Annotated in this window: 22 protein-coding genes and 7 pseudogenes; 12 read left to right on the forward strand and 17 right to left on the reverse strand. The window is 59.5% G+C overall.

What is annotated here, in order from left to right; genetic code table 11:
* Window positions 1–257 precede the first annotated feature (257 nt).
* Entirely contained in the window at window positions 258–866 is a 609-nt protein-coding gene (locus AB4Y32_RS34635) for a hypothetical protein (protein ID WP_342937831.1), read from the forward strand.
* Between the two features lie 193 nt (window positions 867–1,059).
* Window positions 1,060–1,197, forward strand: a complete 138-nt coding sequence (locus tag AB4Y32_RS34640) for a hypothetical protein (RefSeq protein WP_368725624.1) — start codon at window positions 1,060–1,062, stop codon at window positions 1,195–1,197.
* A gap of 719 nt (window positions 1,198–1,916) precedes the next feature.
* Here the strand turns inward: AB4Y32_RS34640 and AB4Y32_RS34645 are convergent.
* Window positions 1,917–2,378 carry a HesB/IscA family protein gene (locus AB4Y32_RS34645; RefSeq protein WP_368725625.1) on the reverse strand — a complete coding sequence of 154 codons (462 nt, stop codon included), beginning with the start codon at window positions 2,376–2,378 and terminating at the stop codon, window positions 1,917–1,919.
* Window positions 2,379–2,903: 525 nt separating this feature from the next.
* Between AB4Y32_RS34645 and AB4Y32_RS34650 the strand changes: the two are divergent.
* The 7 genes and pseudogenes from AB4Y32_RS34650 to AB4Y32_RS34685 form a co-directional block, all read left to right on the forward strand.
* A pseudogene (locus tag AB4Y32_RS34650) lies at window positions 2,904–4,025 on the forward strand (tetratricopeptide repeat protein); the annotation flags it as partial.
* Window positions 4,026–4,540: 515 nt separating this feature from the next.
* Window positions 4,541–4,951: pseudogene (locus AB4Y32_RS34660) on the forward strand (alcohol dehydrogenase catalytic domain-containing protein); the annotation flags it as partial.
* A gap of 374 nt (window positions 4,952–5,325) precedes the next feature.
* Window positions 5,326–6,012, forward strand: a pseudogene (locus AB4Y32_RS34665) (branched-chain amino acid ABC transporter substrate-binding protein); the annotation flags it as partial.
* 71 nt (window positions 6,013–6,083) lie between these two features.
* Window positions 6,084–6,827, forward strand: a pseudogene (locus tag AB4Y32_RS34670) (IS6 family transposase).
* A 463-nt stretch (window positions 6,828–7,290) separates the two neighbouring features.
* A complete protein-coding gene (locus tag AB4Y32_RS34675) occupies window positions 7,291–7,971 on the forward strand; it encodes an ATP-dependent Clp protease proteolytic subunit (RefSeq protein ID WP_342945118.1) in 681 nt (226 codons plus the stop codon).
* A gap of 54 nt (window positions 7,972–8,025) precedes the next feature.
* Entirely contained in the window at window positions 8,026–8,406 is a 381-nt protein-coding gene (locus AB4Y32_RS34680) for a hypothetical protein (protein WP_342945119.1), read from the forward strand.
* A complete protein-coding gene (locus AB4Y32_RS34685; protein ID WP_368725626.1) occupies window positions 8,333–9,532 on the forward strand; it encodes an ABC transporter ATP-binding protein/permease in 1,200 nt (399 codons plus the stop codon). Before AB4Y32_RS34680 ends, AB4Y32_RS34685 begins: the two co-directional genes overlap by 74 nt.
* A 43-nt stretch (window positions 9,533–9,575) precedes the next feature.
* On the opposite strand, the pseudogene AB4Y32_RS34690 reads toward AB4Y32_RS34685, so the two are convergent.
* Together AB4Y32_RS34690 and AB4Y32_RS34695 are read right to left on the reverse strand one after the other, a co-directional pair.
* Window positions 9,576–9,690, reverse strand: a pseudogene (locus AB4Y32_RS34690) (IS6 family transposase); the annotation flags it as partial.
* Window positions 9,691–9,842: 152 nt separating this feature from the next.
* Entirely contained in the window at window positions 9,843–11,012 is a 1,170-nt protein-coding gene (locus tag AB4Y32_RS34695; RefSeq protein WP_368725627.1) for a porin, read from the reverse strand.
* A gap of 601 nt (window positions 11,013–11,613) precedes the next feature.
* Here AB4Y32_RS34695 and AB4Y32_RS40770 point away from each other — a divergent pair.
* Both AB4Y32_RS40770 and AB4Y32_RS34705 read left to right on the forward strand, forming a co-directional pair.
* Window positions 11,614–11,752, forward strand: a pseudogene (locus AB4Y32_RS40770) (IS5/IS1182 family transposase); the annotation flags it as partial.
* A gap of 47 nt (window positions 11,753–11,799) precedes the next feature.
* The gene (locus AB4Y32_RS34705; RefSeq protein ID WP_368725628.1) at window positions 11,800–12,816 is read left to right on the forward strand and encodes a 1-aminocyclopropane-1-carboxylate deaminase; all 1,017 of its coding nucleotides are present in this window, start codon (window positions 11,800–11,802) and stop codon (window positions 12,814–12,816) included.
* 5 nt (window positions 12,817–12,821) lie between these two features.
* Here the strand turns inward: AB4Y32_RS34705 and AB4Y32_RS34710 are convergent.
* Window positions 12,822–12,992, reverse strand: a pseudogene (locus AB4Y32_RS34710) (DDE-type integrase/transposase/recombinase); the annotation flags it as partial.
* Window positions 12,993–13,038: 46 nt separating this feature from the next.
* Between AB4Y32_RS34710 and AB4Y32_RS34715 the strand changes: the two are divergent.
* Window positions 13,039–13,413, forward strand: coding sequence for a hypothetical protein (locus AB4Y32_RS34715; protein ID WP_368725629.1), 375 nt, complete (start codon window positions 13,039–13,041; stop codon window positions 13,411–13,413).
* Between the two features lie 118 nt (window positions 13,414–13,531).
* On the opposite strand, the gene hypE is transcribed toward AB4Y32_RS34715, so the two are convergent.
* The 13 genes from hypE to hybD all read right to left on the reverse strand — a co-directional run bounded on the left by hypE (window position 13,532) and on the right by hybD (window position 21,517).
* Entirely contained in the window at window positions 13,532–14,578 is a 1,047-nt protein-coding gene (gene hypE / locus AB4Y32_RS34720; protein WP_368725667.1) for a hydrogenase expression/formation protein HypE, read from the reverse strand.
* Window positions 14,575–15,705, reverse strand: a complete 1,131-nt coding sequence (gene hypD, locus AB4Y32_RS34725) for a hydrogenase formation protein HypD (protein ID WP_368725630.1) — start codon at window positions 15,703–15,705, stop codon at window positions 14,575–14,577. The genes hypE and hypD overlap by 4 nt, the downstream gene beginning before the upstream one ends.
* Window positions 15,702–15,968, reverse strand: coding sequence for a HypC/HybG/HupF family hydrogenase formation chaperone (locus AB4Y32_RS34730; protein WP_368725631.1), 267 nt, complete (start codon window positions 15,966–15,968; stop codon window positions 15,702–15,704). The genes hypD and AB4Y32_RS34730 overlap by 4 nt, the downstream gene beginning before the upstream one ends.
* A 36-nt stretch (window positions 15,969–16,004) precedes the next feature.
* Entirely contained in the window at window positions 16,005–16,337 is a 333-nt protein-coding gene (locus AB4Y32_RS34735; RefSeq protein ID WP_368725632.1) for a Kae1-like domain-containing protein, read from the reverse strand.
* On the reverse strand, window positions 16,315–17,166 hold the full coding sequence (gene hypB, locus AB4Y32_RS34740; RefSeq protein WP_368725633.1) for a hydrogenase nickel incorporation protein HypB: 852 nt from the start codon (window positions 17,164–17,166) through the stop codon (window positions 16,315–16,317). Before hypB ends, AB4Y32_RS34735 begins: the two co-directional genes overlap by 23 nt.
* Window positions 17,167–17,308: 142 nt before the next feature.
* Window positions 17,309–17,650 (reverse strand): hydrogenase maturation nickel metallochaperone HypA, encoded by a 342-nt coding sequence (gene hypA, locus AB4Y32_RS34745; protein ID WP_368725634.1) that lies wholly within the window; start codon window positions 17,648–17,650, stop codon window positions 17,309–17,311.
* Window positions 17,643–18,653 carry a HupK protein gene (locus tag AB4Y32_RS34750; protein ID WP_368725635.1) on the reverse strand — a complete coding sequence of 337 codons (1,011 nt, stop codon included), beginning with the start codon at window positions 18,651–18,653 and terminating at the stop codon, window positions 17,643–17,645. The genes hypA and AB4Y32_RS34750 overlap by 8 nt, the downstream gene beginning before the upstream one ends.
* The gene (hybE, locus tag AB4Y32_RS34755; RefSeq protein ID WP_368725636.1) at window positions 18,650–19,204 is read right to left on the reverse strand and encodes a [NiFe]-hydrogenase assembly chaperone HybE; all 555 of its coding nucleotides are present in this window, start codon (window positions 19,202–19,204) and stop codon (window positions 18,650–18,652) included. The genes AB4Y32_RS34750 and hybE overlap by 4 nt, the downstream gene beginning before the upstream one ends.
* Window positions 19,167–19,376 carry a rubredoxin gene (locus AB4Y32_RS34760; RefSeq protein ID WP_368725637.1) on the reverse strand — a complete coding sequence of 70 codons (210 nt, stop codon included), beginning with the start codon at window positions 19,374–19,376 and terminating at the stop codon, window positions 19,167–19,169. Before AB4Y32_RS34760 ends, hybE begins: the two co-directional genes overlap by 38 nt.
* A complete protein-coding gene (locus tag AB4Y32_RS34765) occupies window positions 19,376–20,215 on the reverse strand; it encodes a hydrogenase expression/formation protein (protein WP_368725638.1) in 840 nt (279 codons plus the stop codon). Before AB4Y32_RS34765 ends, AB4Y32_RS34760 begins: the two co-directional genes overlap by 1 nt.
* Window positions 20,216–20,238: 23 nt before the next feature.
* Window positions 20,239–20,568 carry a hydrogenase gene (locus tag AB4Y32_RS34770; RefSeq protein ID WP_368725639.1) on the reverse strand — a complete coding sequence of 110 codons (330 nt, stop codon included), beginning with the start codon at window positions 20,566–20,568 and terminating at the stop codon, window positions 20,239–20,241.
* Window positions 20,565–20,873, reverse strand: a complete 309-nt coding sequence (locus tag AB4Y32_RS34775; protein ID WP_368725668.1) for a HypC/HybG/HupF family hydrogenase formation chaperone — start codon at window positions 20,871–20,873, stop codon at window positions 20,565–20,567. Before AB4Y32_RS34775 ends, AB4Y32_RS34770 begins: the two co-directional genes overlap by 4 nt.
* Window positions 20,873–21,517, reverse strand: coding sequence for a HyaD/HybD family hydrogenase maturation endopeptidase (hybD, locus tag AB4Y32_RS34780; RefSeq protein WP_368725640.1), 645 nt, complete (start codon window positions 21,515–21,517; stop codon window positions 20,873–20,875). The genes AB4Y32_RS34775 and hybD overlap by 1 nt, the downstream gene beginning before the upstream one ends.
* Window positions 21,518–21,519: the final 2 nt, after the last annotated feature.

A 21,519-nucleotide genomic window follows, 5' to 3' on the forward strand; every position in this document is an offset into this window, starting at 1 on the left:
CTGGCCAGGCCGGGTTTCCGCCAGATTCTCCCGAATGGCGGCCTGCGACGTTCGCGACGTCGCCTTCCCGACAAATCGCGCGCCCTTTGTCGCAAACGAAATGGGCAGCACCGGGCAGCGTGCCCGTTATAGCCTGCCCGGCGTTGACCCTGGCATTCATTGGTACGGATGTTGCAAAGTTCCCGGCCATCCCGCCGAGGATGTGCGAACCAGCGCCCGGTCCGCGCGCATGCAAGATCCATCAAAGAGGAATACTAATGACGGACACGATCAGCCACCATGAACTCGATGAAACCCCGTTGACCCGTCTGCAACACCAGGGCCGACTCCTCAACGCGGTCTTCAAGGGACATACGAACGCGCCTCGCCGGATCGGCTTTCGCGGCGAGCTCGCGCTACGCTTCGGGCCGCGGCTCGCCGACGAGGCGCGCCCGCCCGAGCTTTCCTGCGAACAGGTCATGGCCGTAGCGGACATCGGTGCGCCGGACCTGCCGTTCTTCGCCGGTTGGCTATTGAGCTTCGAATACCTCAGGGACGTCGCGGAAGTGCTCGGCAATGCCCTCTCGGCCCGCGGAAAGTATTTCCTGTTCTGCGACAACGTCGATCTGTCCAGACGCTATCAGGTGCCGTACAACGGAGCGGTGTTCTACGTGCTGCCGATTGTGGAATCGACTGTCTACAACGAGATGCTTGAGCTGCTGCATCTGGAGAAAAGCGAGCTGAAAAGGAAAGACACGGCTGGCAAGCTCGACGCGGTCGCCGACGCCGCGATCCTCTTCGATCTGCCGTTTGACACGATCAGCTACGCGGACGGACTCGAAGCGATGGGGCCGGTTCGCAATCCAAACGAAAACAGGCCCGTCTGACGTATCATTTCAGCGTTTTCGGGCGCGCGTGACGGCGGCGCCTATCCACTGAGCCGGAGCGTCATCATGTCACTGCTCACCAACACTGTCCCATACGAAAGCGCAAGCCGCCACGATGTCACGTGGGCAACGCTCGCAACATGGGCTGTCGAGCCACGACTTCCCGGACATTCACTCGCGCAGCATTGAGGGCATGACGCCGCTGATGGTGGCAGCGCTGCACGGCGAAGACAGCATAGTCGCAGCGTTGCTGGAGAAGGTGCACACGTCGGCGCGCTCGACAACGAAGGTAGGTATGCACCACTTCGGCGATCGCCTTTGTTCAGGATGAAATCGACGCCGTTGCGGGTCAACTTCTCACTGCGGTAATTTGTGAACAATAGCGACGTCGGCATCGCGCTTCGCTCACAACATCCATTTCTTGATCGCATCAGCCGTGCTGATTCCGAGTGGCAAACACCGCTCCTTACGTTCTTGCCGTGAAGATGTACGAAGCTGCTGCGGCTGCCGAAAGCAACCTGGCTGCAAGAGATTATCGTAATCTCCCCAGCTCGTGCGCCGGTGTTATGCATCGGTAGCAGCATCGCGTGATGACGTGGTCAGAACGGGGTCGAGAGGTCAGGACCAGCAAAAATCGCTTGAATTTCGGCTCGCGGCAACGCGCAAATCGGACGTCGATCGGCACGTTTAGTTTGGATCGACAGTACGGACATGGCCAAAGCCGGTTGTCGCTTGATTGCCGCACAGAATAATTTATATGAGCGCCCCCAATGCGTCAGGGATTCTTACGTATTGATCTGATCACTGAATTCCAGGTCTGAAGTCAGGATCGAGGTGGTCCCCCTCGTATTTCTTGGCGTAGGTCATAGACGTCTTCGTCATAAGGTGCGCAAAGTGGTTTGAGCGCGAAGTCAACGATCAGCTGCACACGTACGAACTGCCGGAACTTGCCTTCATGGAGATCGCTCAAGCGGGAGAGACGCAACCACCACCGTTTGTTTCCGCTACGACTCCAATCGAATCACGCGCACGTTTCATCGCATTCCGACTTCACCGGGGACACGTCGAGAAGGCGCTACTGTGACCGCAAAACGTTTGTTCGTTCAGGCTATCGATCACGAAGCACGGGTGGGGTGCTCGCTCATCATAGTCGATCCGGGCGCCCGCGAGGAACTTCAAGCTGGCGTTATCGATAAATATGGTAATGCCCTGCGTGTTTACCTTCATGTCGGAATGACCGACTGAATCATCTAGCACGATGAAATATTTTATATCGTCAAAGTCGCGCACTTCGGCGCACAGACGAATGTAAATCTGCGTTTCGCCTTGCAGCGCGATCAGTTCTGCGACCTTTTCTGCTGCTTGAGGCGTGAGAGTCGGGATGTCAGGCGCAGGTGCTGCTAAAAGAGACGTTCGTTGAACAACCATATAAGTTTTTCTCAGTAATTGGTTAGGAAGACAGACAGTGTTGATCGCTATATGACAAGCAAATAAATGCAAGGTTTGTGCCATGCTGAATTTGTATGAGGCCTTTAGTCTCGCATCATTTTACGCGCGCGATGAGCGTTAGGATTTGAATTATTGCGTCAGTTTTGTCAGGTTCGTCGGCATTGTTCACCGATATCGATAGCTATCGATATCAAAACACATGTCATGGAAAGGTTCGATTCGCAGCAGCACCATTTGGCAACGAAAGGGCCAGACGGCGACTGTCAATACGCCGCTTTTCGAGCTTTCACGCAAGCGGCTCGGTTCATATCGGCAGGCGATGGGTTGGAAGTCGTCGAAAGCGGCAGGTCGTAGCGGTCGAGGGCGGCCCATAAATCAGTTACTCCGGAAATTCGTTAGCAATCGGGCGCGGCTGTCCGCTGCGGCCGGCCCTGTCGCGCATCAATACGCGGGACTTTCATTAAACCAGGTTTTCTCGTGACAGTATTTCGACTGGTGGTCAGAATGTATAGAAGACGGGCGCGTCCACGACTACTTCGATGAAAAACAGCGAAGCGCGCGCGTTGCCCGACATCCGCGCTGGATTCCGCGAAGGCGCTCGATCTCGTCGCCCGTAACGGGACGGAACGTGAGCGCAGCCACGTCGACGTGCTGTCGCTGGCCATCCACGGACAGGCGGCCAGGGCACTCACCGCCGCGCTCGCGCACACTGACCGCTGGCCACGGGACGTCATCATCCTGTCAATGCCGCTTGGGGCGTTCGGCCTCCTTGCGTTTTCCGGTATGGCCGACCACGACCAGGCACGCGTCGACCTGTGCGAACGCCACGCGAAACACTTCGATGCCGACGACTGGTGGTTCCTGACCTATCGAGGCTGGGCGCACGGCGAAAACGGCGACCTCCAGCTCGGACGCGCGCTCACGCAACGCGCGCTGCAATTGCGGCGACACAATGTGAATGCGGCGCACGCCGTCGCACACGTGCTGTACGAGTCCGGTGCGAAGGACGAGGCGCAAGACATGATTACCGGCTGGCTGCCGGAGTACGGCAAGACGGGCGTGCTTCACGGCCACATTGCATGGCATAGCGCGCTCATCGCCCTTGAGCGGGCAGACACCGGGCGAGCGCTCGCCATCTACAACGAGCATGTCGCGCCGGCTGCGTCGCTCGGCACGCCGATCAACATCGTCAGCGACACGTCGTCGTTTCTCTGGCGCATGCAGGCCTACGGCCACGCGGTTCCGGTGGGCATGCGGGACGACGCAGCGAAGTACGCGTCGGATCACTTCAAGGAAGCGGGCTTTCCGTTCGCTGACTTCCACATGGCGCTGGTCGCCGCGGCGACGGGCGACAGCAAAGCCGTCGAAGAACGCGTTGCCGAGCTCAACAGGCTCATCGACGAAGGCAAGCTTCCGGCTGGCCCCGTCGTCCCGGCGATCTGCCGCGCGTCGTTGGCCTTCGCCGAAGCAAAGTACGCGCTCGCCGCAGAGATTCTCGAGCCGGTCGCGCGAGACGTCGTGCGAATCGGCGGAAGCGGCGCGCAGCGCGAGGTCGTCGAGGACACCTTGCTGGTTGCGCTAATGCGAAGCGGCGAGGTCGGGAAAGCGCACGCGATCCTCAACGAACGGCTGCATCGTCGCCCGTCTCCTCGAGACGAGCGATGGCTCGACCAGTTGCGCAGCGCGCAGGCGCCCATCGCGAATCGATGATCGGGGCGACCGGCGTGCGGAAACGGCTCATTGAAGGGATAGGCCCGGTCGCCGCAATCTCGATCGCCCAACTCTTCGGTACTGCACTGTGGTTCAGTGCGAACAGTACTGCCGGCGACTTGGTGAGAATCTGGCACATCGGCGCTGCCGACATCGGTTGGTTGACGAGTGCGGTGCAGCTTGGGTTCATCCTCGGCACATTCATCGTCTCGCTGAGCGGCGCCGCCGATCGTTTTCGCGCGAGCAGAATCTTCGTCTGCAGCGCCGTCGTCGGTGCTGTTCAACGTGGGCTTTGCGTGGCTGTCGACCGGTCTCGTGAGTGGCGCGCTCTTCCGCTTCGGCGTCGGTATCTGCCTCGCCGGCATCTACCTCATGGGAATGAAGCTGATCATCGGCTTTCCGGGCTATGTTACGGGCGCCATCGAGGCGGCAAGCCTCGGGGTGCGTGCATTGAAGGCCGCCGCGATACCTCAAGACGCGCTTTGCGGCGGCCGAAGCACGACAAGGAGTTGACGATGAAAAAGACTTACCGCGCAATGCAGGCGACGAAGCCCGGGATTCTTGAACTGGTGGAACGCCCGATGCCCGTACCGGACGCCGGTCAGGTGTTGATCGAGGTCGAGGCATGCGGCATCTGCGGAGCCGACGTCAGTGATATCGAAGGAGCGGCCCCGACACTGCAGTCGCCCCGCGTGCCCGGCCATGAAGTTGTCGGCCGCATTGCTGCCATTGGAGCGGGGACGCCATCGATCTGGAAGATCGGCCAACGCGTTGGCGTGGGCCGTCTCGGCGGACACTGCAACGAATGCCCTCAATGTCGCCGCGGCCAGTTCCAGCTCTGCCAGAACCAGCCGATCGTCGGCGCTTCGTGCGAGGGTGGCTATGCCGAAATGATGCTTGCCCGTAGCACGGGCCTGATTTCGATCGGCGTGCGCCCGATGATCGAGACGATGCCGCTGGAGAATGCGTTCGCCGCCTATCAGAGGATGAAGCGCGGCGGCGTCAAGTTCCGGATGGTCCTGACCATGGGGAAGACGCGCGACGTGCGCTAACGACGATCCATGGCAACGGGTTATCTTCGATAGGGCAAAGGATCAGGCTGCCCGGAGAGGAGGCATCGATAAAAATTATCGAAAAGTGTCCGCATCCCGATCGAAATTTGCAGAAAGGTCCTCGCGGCTGATTTTGGCTACTGTGCCGCGTCATTACGATGGTTACACGGCGAGCGCAGTGTTGCCGAGCCCAACGGGTCGCGGATTCTGTCGATCCGTTCCCCAGCCAACCTATCGTGAGTACGACCATGCAACTATCCCGGCCACTGATTTGCCTTGCGTCCCTGACGCTTGCCCTGCAACCTCTCGCGGCTCATGCAGATCTGACGGTAAAAATCGGGCAGGTTTCTCCTCTGACTGGCGAACTCTCCCACATCGGAAAGGACGACGAGAACGGTGTGCGGCTCGCGATCGAAGATCTGAACAACAGAAAGATTCGCATTGGCGGGCAAAGCGTGACATTCGTGCTCGACTCGCAGGACGACGCGGCCGATCCCAGGACGGCGGTGACCGTCGCGCAGAAACTGGTGGACGACGGTGTGGCGGGTGTAGTTGGCCATGCGAACTCCGGGACATCGATACCTGCTTCCAAAATCTACTCGGATGCAGGCGTCCCGATGATCACCGAATCGGCAACCAATCCCAAGCTCACGCAGCAAGGCTTCACGAACGTGTTCCGTACGGTTGCGAATGATGTGAGACAGGGTTCGGTCATCGGCGCGTATCTGGTCCACGATCTTGGCGCGCACAAGGTTGCCATCGTCGACGACCGCACGGCGTACGGTCAAGGTCTTGCCGATGAGATCGAAAAGTCAGTCAAGGCTGCCGGAGGCAACGTAGTCGCACGTGAATTTGGCACCGACAAGACAACGAACTGGATGGCGATTCTCACGACCATCAAGAGCCGTCAACCAGAAGGTATCGCTTTCACGGGGGCGACACGCAGGTTCTGTCGCACTAACGCGCCCAGGTTAGAATTGGCGTTCGATCATGAATGACGAGCGGCATGGGTAAGACGAAGACACCGCGCAAGGCTTTGCCGCCGGGCATCGGCAAGGTTTTCAAGCGAGTGCACTATCCGCTGGACGTGATCCTGCTGTGCGTACGCTGGTATGTGGCTTACTCGTTGAGCCTGCGAAATCTCGAGTAGATGATAGCGGAGCGCGGCATCGAGGTCGATCATTCGAGCGTACACCGTTGGGTCATCAAGCTCGTGCCGCTGTTTGAGAAGGTGTTCCGCCGCCACAAGCGACCGGTGGGCAAGAGCTGGAGGATGGACGAGACCTACGTCAAGGTCAAAGGCCAATGGAAAATACCTGTACCGCGCTGTCGACAGGCGTGGCAACACGGTCGATTTCCTGCTGCGTGCCCATCGTGACAAGGTCGCTGCGCGCCGCTACTTCGAGAAGGCAATTGATCAAAACGGTGCGCCCGAAACGATCACCGTGGACAAGAGCGGCGCGAATCTGGCGGCACTCGAAGCCAGAATCTGGCGTCACTCGAAGCCATTAACGCAGAGCGCGAAACACCGATCAGGATCCGGCAGAACAAATACCTGAACAACATAGTCGAGCAGGATCATCGAGCGATCAAACGCATCATCAGACCGATGATGGGCTTCAAGAATTTTCGGTGTGCGCGCATCATTCTCTGGGGCATCGAAGTAATGCATATGATCCGCAAGGAGCAGATGGAAGACGACGGTCTCGACCGAACGGTTGCCGAGCAGTTCTACTCGCTGGTAATGTAAGCAATACTATGTAAGTGCAGCCATGTTTGGCCCGCCGTCGTTATCGCGACAAAACCCCGGCGGTCCGCATGACCAGGCCGCCAGCCAGATGTTCGATGTATTGCTGAAACCTCGTTTGCGCGCTCATCGTCTCTCACAGAGTGCATGGATAGGTGCGGTAGCGAATCTTAAACTCTCAGTAAGGGATTCGTTTTTTCGAGAGCGAACTCATTAGATCCCACTTGCAAACCGGTCAATATCAGAAAATATTTAGGATATAAAAAAACATTTTATATCTGTGCGATTGACAATCAGTGATATAATGGCATTCATTCTGCATCGCATGCAGAATACAACTTTCTGACCCTGATGTACGGCGATGATCTTGAGGAATTGGAGTTATCCCCGTCTGGCATTTGATGCCCGTCGGCGCTGACATCAATGATGGCTCATTGACCAGTGTTTCTCTTGCAAAGAGGAAGGCATGAATTTTTTTCGCGGAAATGTTCTCCGTGCTGCGTTGCTGCTATCCATTTTTTATGCAGAATCGGCTGATGCCGATTTATCAAAAACTGTCCCAGACCCGGCCCGGCCCGATGAGGTATTGACCAGCAAGATATTTTATACCGGAACTGTCACACTTCAAAAGGCCAATGACCTGGTGTCGGCGTTGGATGAACTGAACGTGAAATATCCCAGGCTAAAATCGATATACCTTTACATCGATAGCCGAGGCGGAAGCATGAGTGCCGGGCAAATTGCTTACCGCGCAATTCAGAGTTCAAGGGTGCAGGTAATAACAGTTAATCTGGATGAGGTAATGTCGGCTGCCACGATGATGTTCTGCGGTGCCCGGAATCGCCTCTCCTTTCCTGATGCGCACTTTCTTCTGCATGCGCCGAACGAGGATTTCGGTGGCAGCTTTCGGCCCGATGAGCTGAATCGCATGAGGGAAGATGTGGGCGACCTTAGGGTGATGCTGTCAGATATTTACGGTCAGTGCACGAATATGGATCGCAAAGAAATAAACTCAATAACCTATAGCGAAAATAATAGAGAGCGTCTTACCCCCGCTGAAGCTTCTGTCAAGGGAATGGTGACTGGAATGGCTCACGAAATTGTAGATGCGCCGGTGTCCTATTACGTAAAAGACCGTGCGCGATAAGTAAGAGGGTATGTCCGTCATCGGGCTTACTGGCACCTGTTCACCATTTTTACGTTGGTGGGTCTTGTCATCAATGGCGGCGTGGTTAACCTGTTTTTCAACTTCGTAGTCAGTCGGTTGACCTTGCACTGGCGCGCGTGGCTGACACGCGACTTGGTGCGGCGTTATCTGAATGGCCGTGCGTATTTTCGCATCGAGCAGGACAACGATGTTGATAATATCGACCAGCGAATCCAGCAGGAAGTCGGGCCGTTCTGCGGCATGGCCATGACGTTGCCGTGGGTCTTGCTATACACGGGATCGGGATTGTCCGTTCAGGGCTGGATCCTGAAATCGATTGCGCCAGCGTTGTTTTTACGGTGTGCTCGCCTATGGTGCCGCGACCACGGTCATTACGTGGTGGCTGTACCGTCCGTTTATTCGCTTGCAGTTTGAATCGACCGTGGCGCAAGCCGATCTGCGCTTTGGCATCCTGCATGTACGGAACTACGCCGAAACCATTGCTCTGTATCGCGGCGAACAGGCAGAGGGCACGAGCATCGGGAAACGCTTGCAACGGGCGGTTGGTATCGCACTGGCGACCTTGCGATATCAATTCGTCGTGAATACCGCAGAGGCCGGTCTTGGCTTGATCTGGACCCTATTGCCGGTTCTCGTCCTCGTGCCACTGTATTTCAGCGGAAAAGTTATGTTTGGAACGATGACCCAGGGCGCCGCTTCCGCAGGGCTGCTGCTGGGCGCGATCCAGCGAATGACAGGATTCGTGCACACATTTGCGACGGCGGCGCCTCACGTGGTGCGACTAGCGCAGATCGTTGAAAAAGTACAGGAAGTCGAGCAGGAAGGCGCTGGTCGGGACGACACGATCACGTTTCATCGTGGCCAAGCCATCCGGTTCGATCGACTCACCGTCGAGACGCCAGGACGGGAACGCACGCTGTTGCGGGACCTGTGCCTGACGCTTTCCGCTGGCGAGCACCTGCTGATTATGGGGCAGACCGGAGTTGGCAAAAGTTCATTGTTGCGGGCGATGGCGGGGCTGTGGCGCGCGGGTAACGGCACGATTACGATGCCGGACACCGATGAAGTGCTGTTCTTGCCACAACGGCCGTACATGCTACTGGGTAACTTGCGCGAGCAGATCCTGTATCCGGCGATAGCGCGGGCGTTCACCGACAGCGAACTCCAGGCATTCCTGGTCGAGGTATCACTGCCTGATCTTGCCGCCCGGCATGGTGGCTTTGACAGTGTTATCGATTGGTCGCGCGTGCTGTCACTCGGTGAGCAGCAACGGATAGGCTTCGCGCGTGCACTGGCTGCCCAGGCGCGTTACGTTTGCCTGGACGAAGCAACGAGTGCGGTCGACGTGGCAACGGAAGCGCGGCTGTACCGGCTGCTCGCCCTGCGCGGCATGACCTGCGTGAGTGTCGGGCATCGACCGTCGCTGCTCCCGTATCACACCCGGGTGCTGGAACTGCAAGCGGATGGGAATGTGCGTTTGGTCACCGTCGACCGGGGCCGCGAAGAGGCGGGTCGGCTGAGCGACGAGGATGTCCTTTGAGCGCTGCTGTCGGCAGGCATTCGTTATCGCGACAAAACCCCTGAGCGAGTTCAGGTATATCGGCCTTTGCCGGCAGGATAACTGCGTAGTTGGTCGGTAACGATTGTGCGCGGCACCGGGTTAGAGCGCAGCATCCGCTGAAAGAAGCGATTTGCTGCGACCGCAGGGAAGCGGTGGCCATGATAAAGCGATTTCGTCTTCTACATTCCTTCATTCTACCGTCACCTCTCCAGCAACCTGACAGTGCCGTTGAGGATTACCGCGAGGGAGTGATCTACTCTTCGGGTAATGAGGCGGGCTTAGCCACAAATCAGAACTTGTGACGGATGGCAGCGCGAGCAAGGATCTGGCGATTGTTGGATGAATCGTTCATGTTGGCGATGCTGGCAACAGCGGGCGTTCCGAGAGACGATGTTCCCGATGCTTGCTGCCAACCAATTCCGAAATAAACATCGATGCGTTTGGACAGGAAGTAGTTGGTCGAAATCGTTACCTGATTGAAATGCTGGTTCCCGACTATGTGGCCGGCAGCGTTTTGAACGCCATTCGAGTGCAAATAGTCATATGATGCAGCGAGAGTCCAATCTGGGTTGAAACGATACATTATTCCGACGTCGTAATTGTTGAATATTGCCGTTCCCTCTGCGAGCGACGGGCCGAGATTTGCGTATTGCACGTTGGAGAACGAAGCTGCCAAGATAACCGGGCCGATCGCGTAATTGGCTCCTACGACTGCCGACTGGTAAGCTTTAGCGGAAACATATCCCTTGTTCAGGGCACCCTGAAGAGGAGAAACACCATTCCCATAGGCTGTAAAAAAGCCTGTGCCTGGCGCTGCGGTGGGGTTCTTAAAATACTCGAATGCTGCCCCCAGTTTTAATGGCCCATTCGTGTACCCGGCACCTACGGAATAGCCGCTGGTAGATGTGAAATTACCGGCAACGCCACCAAAGCTATACGCCCCCCCGAAGTTCACGCCGCGGATGTCAGGGCTCATGTATCGTACTGAGTTATTCAGTCGAACTGTGTTGCACGCATTGTCCACGTCCCCTGGGTGCCCGGCCGGCGCACCTCCCACAAGCGCTTCGGCAGTGAGTGGCTCGGTGAAGTAGAAGATCATATCGTATTGACGTCCAAATGTCAGGCCACCCCAGTTGTCGCGTTTGACACCGACGAAGGCCTGACGACCAAACAACAGGCCGCCCTGAGCAGCCTGACCGTTATTTAAGTTCACACCCGACTCAAGGGTGAAAATCGCATGTAAAGCGCCGCCAAGGTCCTCGACACCGGTCACGCCCCACCGACTTCCCATGACACCGGCAAGCGAATCAAGCGAAACCCTCTTTCCGTCGGCAAGGTTGCTTTGGTACATGATCCCTTCGTCGAGAACTCCGTACGGAGTCACGCTATTTTGTGCCTGAGCGAGTGAGCACGCGCCGAACATAGCTACACAGACCGACTTTGCGAAACCATTGCACATAATTCGTTGTCCTGTATAATATTTTGAGTGTCATATACTTTTTTAACCTGCTGGAGCGGGTACGAATTGCAAGCCGTCGTCAGGAACCCTGCCGCAATTTGTTATCCGATTTTGCCGAAATGCTTTCAAAGCATAGGTTATGCCGACTTAGGTTCAATACCGAGATGTTGGTGCACAACTGCACCAGCGACTTTCTACGGGATCAACCCGGTGCTCCCCCTTAAGACACGGCGAACCTGTCATCACGCTGCCCGCAGATAAACCCGGCCCGCGCAGCTAGGTTGAACGATGGGCCGATTCCCAGTGAATGTGCTATCGCTTGCTGCGGACATAGCGCAACGCTGTCAGCCGGATTGGTATCGTCAATGCATGTTTTCATGCGAACCGCCCATGTGCGAAAGTCGCCATTTGGTTCGTAAGCATTCGACCATGAGGGAAGATCGAATGCTAGAGAAGGCAGCGTGCAAGGATCAGCGCTCACTAGATTAGGTCTTGTTAACTCGAAAGAACCTCACTTCGCAAGCCCAAGGGAATTTACGGCGATCGCGGCTACGACTCCGACACACATCGCGAGCCCGTGAATGGTAGAACGGACGGACTCACTCACTTGTGGCTTCACAAATTCCCAGCGTCTTCGTATCCGCTTCAATCGTCGTAGCGATATTCACGAAGCATTCTTCAAATTTGCTTGCTCGCTCGTCTGCGGGAACATTTTCAAACGAGCAGCGTCACATTTTTGAACTGGCCTCATACCATGAACGCGCAAAATCACTTACACGGAGCCACGATGAACCTGCAACGATTCACGCGCTACCCGCTCACCTTCGGACCGACGCCGATCCAGCCGCTCAAGCGGCTCTCGCAGCATCTCGGCGGCAAGGTCGAGCTTTACGCGAAACGCGAGGACTGCAACAGCGGCCTTGCGTTCGGCGGCAACAAGACGCGCAAGCTCGAATACCTGATCCCCGATGCGCTCGCGCAAGGCTGCGATACGCTCGTGTCGATCGGCGGCATTCAGTCGAACCAGACGCGCCAGGTCGCCGCCGTCGCCGCGCATCTAGGCATGAAGTGCGTGCTCGTGCAGGAGAACTGGGTCAACTACTGCGACGCCGTGTACGACCGCGTCGGCAATATCCAGATGTCTCGCATCATGGGCGCCGATGTGCGGCTCGCGCCCGACGGCTTCGACATCGGCATTCGCAAAAGCTGGGAAGAAGCGCTCGACAGCGTGCGCGCCGCGGGGGGCAAGCCGTATCCGATTCCCGCCGGCTGCTCGGAACATCCGCTCGGCGGTCTGGGCTTCGTGGGGTTCGCGGAGGAAGTACGTCAGCAGGAAGCCGAGCTTGGTTTCAGATTCGACTACATCGTTGTGTGCTCGGTGACGGGCAGCACGCAGGCGGGCATGATCGTCGGCTTCGCGGCGGATGGGCGCGCGGATCGCGTGATCGGCATCGATGCGTCGGCGAAGCCCGAGCAGACGCGCGAGCAGATCACGCGTATCGCAAAGCACACGGCGGAAAAGGTCGATCTGGGCCGCGACATCACCGCGCAGGATGTCGTGCTCGATACGCGCTATGGAGGTCCCGAATACGGCCTGCCGAACGAAGGCACGCTGGAAGCGATTCGTCTGTGCGCGCGGCTCGAAGGCGTCATGACCGATCCCGTGTACGAAGGCAAGTCGATGCACGGGATGATCGACAAGGTACGGCGCGGCGAATTTCCCGAAGGCTCGAAGGTGCTGTATGCGCATCTGGGCGGCGTGCCGGCGTTGAGCGCGTATAGCTTTATCTTCCGCGACGGATGACAGGGTTAACATCCGCCCTCTGCGAAGATGTGCATCGACTCAATGCCGGACAGGATGATGCGCGCGCAACGGAAATCCTTGAAGCCCATCATAGGCCCGATGATGGGCTTGATTGCGCGATGGTCCTGCTCCACGATGTTGTAAAGGTACTGGATCTGCCAAATCCTGATCGGCGTTTATCCGTAAAATCAACTCGTCAACGCTTGCTCAAAGGAGAGCATCGTGCGTGCACAACAGGTTTCCAAGCGATCCGCCGAGGAAGTTATACTGGCGGTGTCGCTTGAGCTGGCAATGGCGAAGTGGAAAGTCGGGTTACATGATGGCCGCCGCGATCAGTTGGCCGTACATACGGTCACGCAGACCACAGGCCGCATCCTATCCTGCCTGCAGGCGATGCTGTCGCTGATTGAACAGCGTCGGCAGAAATGGGCGTTGCCAGCCGAACTTCGAAGCGTCGTAAGCTCCGAGGCGGGCCAGGACGCGTTCTGGCTCTATCATGCTTTGCAGGCTCGCGGGATCGAATGTTATGTTGTCGATCCCGCGAACCTGCAAGCAGGTACGGGCGCACACAGAGTGATCATATCGCGGTCAACTTGACGGCCTGCGAACAGTTCGTCCCGGGCTCTTCAGCTTGCTCATAGTCGGTCCTCAATTCGTTTAGCCTGAAACATTAACCGATTTGCCTAGCACTATTTGCACCAGAGCCCTTTTTCCATCAACAGATGCGGGGCAGCACCTCACCGTTCAACCAGTCAACGAGTCGTTCGCCGCCGAACGAGGTCTGCATTCTCACGAGGCCGCGCGCATCATCCGTTACTTCGCCGATCAGCGCGGCATCTTGCCCTAGCGGATGAGCGTGCATCGCATCGACGAGTGCGAGCGCGTCCTGCCTCGCACATACGGCGATTAGTTTGCCCTCGTTCGCAATGTACAGTGGGTCAAGGCCGAGGAATTCGCAGGCCGCCCGCACAGTTGTTTTTATCGGTAGCGCCTCTTCCCAGATGCGCATACTGAAACCCGATTGCTGGCTGATTTCATTGAGCGCATTTCCAAGGCCACCACGCGTCGGATCGCGCATCAGTCGCAGCGACGGGCACGTTTCGAGTAGTTGCTCGGTCAGACCGTTGAGCGCAGCGCAATCCGACACGATGCTGCTGTCAAAACCTAGGTTTTCGCGTTGCGACAGCACGGCAAGACCGTGCTCGCCAAGACATCCGGACAGCAAGATGGCGTCGCCTGGCTGCGCGTTACCGCCATCCAACTCGACGCCCCGCGGTACGACGCCGACGCCCGCTGTCGTAATGAACAGTCGATCAGCCTTGCCGCGTTCGACGACTTTCGTGTCGCCTGTGACGATCTGCACGCCAGCGTCACGTGCGGCCCGCGCCATTGACTGGACGATGCGCACGAGATCGACGAGTGGCAGACCTTCTTCGAGAATGAATCCGGCGCTCAGGTAACGCGGCTGCGCGCCGCCGACGGCGAGGTCGTTGACTGTGCCGTTGACGGCAAGTACTCCGATGTCACCGCCGGGAAAGAACAACGGGGCGACGACGTGGCAGTCGGTACTCATCGCTAACCGTCCGGCAACAGGCGGCATGATGGCCTGGTCGTTGCCCTGCGCGAGCCAGGCGTTATTAAACGCCGGAGCAAATACGTCGGTTACCAGTTGTGCGCTGGCGCGGCCGCCGGCGCCATGCGTCAGATCGATGCGGCCGTGTTTGAGGTCGAGGGGGCGAGCATGAAAAATGGGGTGTTTCATTGGTGAACACATCCGGCCGCGGCTGCATCGTTGAAGCGAGCATACTGGTAGTGTGCTGCGCAGGCGCCCTCGCTCGAAACCATGCAAGCGCCAAGTGGTGCCGCAGGCGTGCACGCCGTCCCAAACATCTTGCAGTCAGTTGGCTTGCCGTGGCCGCGCAGGATCTGGCCGCACTGGCAGGCCTTCACGTCAGCGACCGGCTGAGCGGACAGGTTGAAGCGCTTTTCCGCGTCCCATTGCGCAAACGGCGTGCGGATCGCGAGTGCGCTTTCAGGCACGAGCCCGAGTCCGCGCCATTCGAAATCGTTACGCAACTCGAACGTCTGCGCGACGAGTGCCTGCGCCTTCAGGTTGCCCTGTTCGGTGACGGCACGGGTGTACTGGTTCTCAGCATCCGCGCGGTCTTCGTTGATCTGTGTGACGAGCATGAGCACGGCTTGCAACACGTCAAGCGGTTCGAAACCGGTGATGACCACCGGCTTGCGATAGTCACGCGCGATCACGCGATAAGGTGCTATGCCGATGATCATGCTGACGTGCGACGGGCCAATGAAGCCATCGAGATTTGCATCGCTGTCGGCAAGCAGATGGCGTATTGCGGCGGGTGTGAGCACGTGGTTGTTGAGCACGCTGAAGTTGTCCTGCCGGTCGGCCTGCGCGGTTAGCAGCGCGACAGCAGTGGGGGGCGTGGTCGTCTCGAAGCCAATGCTGAAGAACACAACCTGCCGGTCAGATCTCGCGCGAGAGAATGCCAACGCGTCGGCGCTCGAATAGACGACGCGCACGTCGGCGCCTGCGGCCCGCGCCTTGTATAGGCTCATCTGACGCGACGCGGGCACTCGTAGCGTGTCGCCATACGTGCAAAGCGTGACGCGATGCTCGAGCGCAAGCTCTATCGCGCTGTCGATACGCCCGACCGGCAAGACACACACTGGACAGCCGGGGCCGTGGATCAGCTCGACGCAGGGCGGCAACAACGCCGTTAAGCCATATCGCGCGATAGCGTGCGTGTGGCCGCCACAGAATTCCATCAGGCGATAGCGTCGTTCCGGCTCAACGGCGGCATGAATACGCCTCGCGATCTGACGCGCGAGGGCGCTATTGCGAAAATCGTCGATGTATTTCACGCTGGGTTTCCTCCGGATGCGTCGCTCATTGCTGAGTCAGCGTCACACGAAGCAGCGAGCGCCGCGAGCTGCGCGAGCGTTGCGTGGGCCTCGGCCCGGTTAAGCGTGCCGAGCGCGTAGCCGACATGCAGCAGTACGAAGTCGCCGGGCGTGACGTTCTCGACGAGCGCGAGCGAGATCTCGCGTGTTACGCCGTCGACGCTGACGCGAGCCCGTTCGCCAGGCTGCAGCTCGACGACTTCGACGGGAATGGCTAGGCACATGATCGAACTCCTTTCATTTCGGTCGGTCCTTCGGTGTCAGGACAGTAGGGGACTGTAATTGCTGGATTGCGGTCCACGCCTGGCCGTAGCTGAGTGCATCGTCGCCCGGCGGCAAACTACGGGCTGCAGCAGCGTGCAGCGCACGTCGCGCAGGGCATCTCGCAAGCCGGACGTCCGCGCGAGATTCGTGCGGCAGCCACCACCGACGGCGATCGTATCGATGTCGGTGGCGCGCATCGCGTGGCGCAGCCAGTCGGCAAGCGCTGTAGCGAGCGTTGCGTGCCAGTTACGGGCAATTTCGACCGGATCGCGCAGGGCGGCGAGCCGGCGTGCCAGCAGCAGCAGGTTAAGATTCGGGCCGTCCGGCAACTGCCTGTGCGCTAGCGCAGCCGGCGCGAATCCAGTCGAGCCAATGTTCGAAGCCTTCGCCCGTGCGGGCCGATACGCAGAAGATCTTGATCGAAGGATTGACGCGTCGTGCGCAGCCGCACGCCTTATTCACATCGAAGTCGAGATGTGGAAGCAGATCCGTCTTGTTCAGCAGCATCAGTCGAGCGGCGGCGAACATGTCCGGGTACTTGAGCGGCTTGTCTTCGCCTTCAGTCACCGACAGGACGACAACCTTGTGCGCTTCGCCCAGATCGAAAGAGGCGGGACAAACGAGGTTGCCGACGTTCTCGATCAGCAATAAACCGCCCTCATTCTGCGGCAACCGGTCCAGCGCGTGCCCGACCATGTGCGCGTCGAGATGGCATCCCTTGCCGGTGTTGATCTGCACGGCGGGCGCGCCGGCCGCGCGAACGCGCTCGGCGTCGTTGGCGGTCTGCTGGTCGCCTTCGATTACGGCGACGGGCAGGGTGCCCTTGAGAGCCGACACCGTGCGCACCAGCAGCGACGTTTTGCCGGATCCGGGGCTCGATACAAGGTTCAACGCGAATACGCCACGTTGGCGCAGGCGCTCGCGATTCGCGCCCGCATGATGGTTGTTCTCGTGCAGGATGTCGCGCTCCAGCTGGATGTGACGCCCATGGGGCCCATGCGGATGCGCGTGGCCGCCGCCTTGCATGCGGTCGTGAGTGTGCGCGCGGCCAGCGGCGTGCAAGTGCGCCTGATCGTGCTTGTAGGAATGGAGAGTCGTCCACGAACCGTCGTCCTCGATCTGGCCTTCGGATGAAGCGCATCCGCAAGTCGTACACATAATCTTGTCCTCCGTTCTTGGCGCACCGTCGCGCAGGTCATAAGGAACTCAAATGATTTTGCAGGATGCGCTACCGGGTGCGCGACCGGTTGAACCAAAGCCTCGCGTCACTTCTATCCCGCAATGCACCAGCCGACATGCCTCAGTCGACGACCATGCTGACGATGCGCATCTGGTCCCCATCCGTCACAGCGAGCTGATAGCTGCCGCAGGCGGGGCAACCGTCGCCGCGCCGCCGTAGCTCAACCGTGTCGCCGCAACGCATGCACCATGCGTGGCCGGGTGGCTCGTGAATCGTGACGACACTGCCATTGGCGAGAGAGCCGCGCAGTGCGACATCGAGTGCGAAACGCAGCGCCCGGGTATCGACGTTCGCAAGCTGCCCGACCTCCAACCCGATTTCGCGGACGCACCGATATTGATGGCGACGCGCCTCGTCCTCGATTACGTCCCGGATGCCTTCCGCAACGGACACCTCATGCACGGCGGTTCACATCGATCCGGTAGGGTGCGCATGGGTCGAGCAATAGCACGAGACGTTGTGCGAGCGGTTGCGCCGCTTCCCAAGGCAGGCCGCGAAGAGCGGCCTCTAGCAGGTTTGCGCGGCCAAAGTTCCACCAGGTTGGCGGTACAATTCGGTACGCGGCGACCTTACCTTCTTGGAGGCGTGCAAGATGCACGAGCACACCCCGAGCACTGCGCGCCCAGCCGATGCTGATGTCGCCGCACCGCAGGCCGCCCGCTGCAGCACTCGCGCGGTTCGCGCAAAGCAGTGCGAGATGGCGCAATCGTGTGCTCATCAATCCGCTAGCGAGATCCGGTGCCGTCTCCGGATCGCTCCAGAGGTCCGCATGGGCGGGCCAAGCTGGCCCGGACGCCTCCAATGCGCCTGTATCGCGCGCGAGCAGCATTTCTGCAGCATTTTGGCGCACACTGTGCAGCACGTCTGCCGGCCGGATCGAAACGGGCCGTGCGGCCTGTCTTTGCAGGACGTTCAGCCAGCGCGCCGGTAGCGTCCCGGTACCGGCAGCCCAGTAGGCGAGATCGGACTTCGACAGCGCTAGCCACTTGGCGGCAGGCATGCCGAATACTTGGCGTTCGCAGAAATCGGCGATGCGCGCCCGCGAACCGAGTCCCGCCCATTGGGCGATCACGTCGCTTGACCACGTCCCGCCGAACGTTCCCGGGAAATCGATTAGCCAGCGCCGCAGCGTTTCGCGTGCAGCTTCGAGTTCGATCTGTTCGTCGTTCGTCGCGACCGGCGAAAAGGTGGGTTGTGGGGCCGCGAGCGCGCGCGCCGATGCTGCGCATTGCGCATGACGGCATAGCACGAGCATCGCGCCGACTATAGTTCGGGCGTCAGACGCATCCCGGCCGATCAGCAAACGCTCGACGGGCACGGGCGACCACCGGCCGACTACCGAGTGCACGCCTTCATTATCACCGTCGAGCGTGAGTGCCAGAACCCGAACTTGCAAGGGCGTCACGGCTGCAATCCAAACAGACGTCGCCGAAACCGGCGGGGACGATCCGGGTGTAATTGTGCAGAACCGTCGGAACCCACCTTTGGCTGTGCCACGCTCTCCGGCTCGAATAGCAGCCGCATCGTTTCCCAAGCGGTTACGAGCGCAGTCTCCTGATCGGCAAATTGTCGCGCAGGTGAAAAAAGCGAGCACATCCGGAACTCGCCGAGCGTATCGAGCCGCGCCGGCAGGAACGGCATAACCCCGCCCGGCAGGGCGACTTCGGTCACGGCGTCGGCGCGCGTCGGCGGAAACGGTGCATCGGGCGTCGGCAATTGCAGTAGATTGATGCCCCACGGCGTTACGAGCACACCGATCCAGCTGGACTGCCACGGACGAAAAGCCACCGCGGCGACACTCAGGCGCGAATTTAGAAAGGGCAGGTCGCACATGCGAGTCTGTGCTATCTGCTCGAACGCGCCCTCGATCCGGTGCGTCAGGTCGGCGCTGAAAGACGATGCTGTGGGCGCCATGGCTTCAGTCTGGAAATAACATGAACTGATCGTGCGAGCCATTGCATACTGGGTATTTCCAGTAATTGGGCAGATCGGCGAGCGGCGTGCCAGGCGAAACGTTCCAGGCGGACTCGCCCTGTGCGGGATCATAGACCCACCAGCCGATCTTGCATTCGAGCCGGCGATTCGCTCGCAGCACATGGTCGCCGCCGCGATAGCTGCCTTCGAACATCAGTCCTCCAGCCATTTCACGATTTCGCGCAGATGCCGCAGCGAGTCCATAAGGTCCTCGGCTGACGCCATGACCATCTCGGGAATCAGGGCAATATCGAGTGTGTCCAGCAGAACCTTGTTCGATCCATCGAAATAGCGCACACGCCACACGTGACGCCAAGTGGTGGCGATGACCGTGCACTTGCCGTAGCCAGTCGAGAAGATACCGACAGTGCCCGCGCCCAACATGTTGTCGAGCCATGCCACGTCCGCGGGCGTGACGGGTAACAGGCTGAAGTTGATGACGTGACTGCCCGCGCCGCGCCAGCTGACAGCCCTGGCTTGGGCCGCAACGATTTCGCTGGCGATGGACGGCGCGTTCGTCAAGTTGTGGCTCGCCGTGTCCGGGATTGTGCCTTGCGTCGTGCCGCTGTGGCACGCTTCGTTGAGGATTGCGGCCGGAATTGCGCCGATTTCGATCCGGTCGTCGATGCGCACGCCGTTCGCGCTGTCGACGATGACCCGCCAGATACCTGGATACCGGCATTCCTGAATGCGGACGAGCGCACCGGCATCGGTTCGGGCTCCGCGACTCGACACAACCCGCGCCGACACCTCGCCTTCGCCCATGATCTGAGCGAGCAGTCGATGCGCGTCGGCACCCAAGGTACCGACCCGGAAGACGAGCGGGTGCGCGGGCGACGGATTTCCATCAAGCGCGGCGACCATGGCGCGCAACAGCGCCAGCACGTCGTCCGCGCCGTGCTCGGGCGCAGCCGTCGTGCGCCAGATTTCGCTCGGGGAGGGCAGCGGCAGGCACGACCAGTCATCGGGCTCGGGCTGCGAGCCGGCCGTCATGAACGAAACAGGGAACGGGCGGCTCATGATCGGGCTCCGTACACGGTGAGTTGGATCGGTACCGGCTGGGGCAGCTCAGTGCGCATGCGTGTAAAACACTGCAGATAATCCTGCCAGTCGCGCAGTCCTTCGATCGCGCCAAGGCAGCACCCTTCACGCAGGAATATCAGCGTCGGGTGACGCAGCACGCCAAAGCGATTCGCGATCGCTGCGCTTGCCGGCGGGATGGCAAAGGCCGCGCGGAACGAGTCTGGCCCAAACTGGTTCTGCAGTTCGAGAAAGCCCTGGTTGAGCAGACGTTCGCGCAGGCACTCGAGCGTCGACGCGGCGGATGTGCCCTGTGTTGTTGTCATCGCGTAATGTTCTCGCGTAAATGTGTTGGCAACTCTGGCTCGCGATCGATCAGATCTGCAAAGTAGGCGTCAAGACCGCTTTCGCCGTGGGCGATCGCATCGAGCGAGGCGAGGGCCGATTCGATGTCGCGTGCACGCGCCTCATCAATCACCTCACGCGCCACGCCGAGGAACGTCAACACCCACGTATTGGGAGCAAGCGGTCCCGTGAGCGACAGGTCGACCATGCAAGGTCCGTTGCGGCTTTCGCATTGCGCGCGCAGACCGTTGGCGAGTCGCACGCGCGCAGGAATACCGACGCACATCAGCAAGGCTCCGAAGGATGCCAGAAGCGCGTGTCGCCGTGCCGGTTCGCGCTTTGCGGCGAAGGACGTTCGCTCTCGTAGCGGGACAGCGCAAGACCGTTGGCGTTCAACGACGAAACTGGCGCATCGCGGTCAGCGTGCGTAACGGGGAATGCACTCCAGCGTCGCAGCCATTCGCCCGCTACCGCTATGGCGGGCTCGATCTGGGTACGGACCGCTAGACGCAGACTGCCGCCGAAATCATTTAGTTCGACCGGCTGAACGCCGATCAGCACCAGACTGTCGGGGTAATTGCCTTTGAGCTGCGCGCAGGCGAGCACATCCGAAAAACCGGCCTGATGCAAACTCATCTTGCGGGCGCTCAGGCAGGCGGGTACCGCATCGCCTTCCCGCACGGCGAGCGTGCCCGGCTCCAGACCGAAATCGACTGCATCAAACACAATGAGCCGATCCGCCGATTCAACGAATGACAGTAACGCGAGCCCCTGCGTACCGCCGTCCACCAGCTCCACATGCTCCGGCCAATGCCAAAGCGCGTTGAGTCGTTCCACCGCCCGAACACCGAAGCCTTCGTCCGCCCACAGCACGTTGCCGATGCCGAGCACGACGATATGGGGCAGGGTGTGTGCCGTCGTTGTTTCCATGG

The organism is Paraburkholderia phymatum (assembly GCF_040965635.1).
In the GTDB taxonomy this organism is placed as follows: Bacteria; Pseudomonadota; Gammaproteobacteria; order Burkholderiales; family Burkholderiaceae; genus Paraburkholderia; species Paraburkholderia phymatum_B.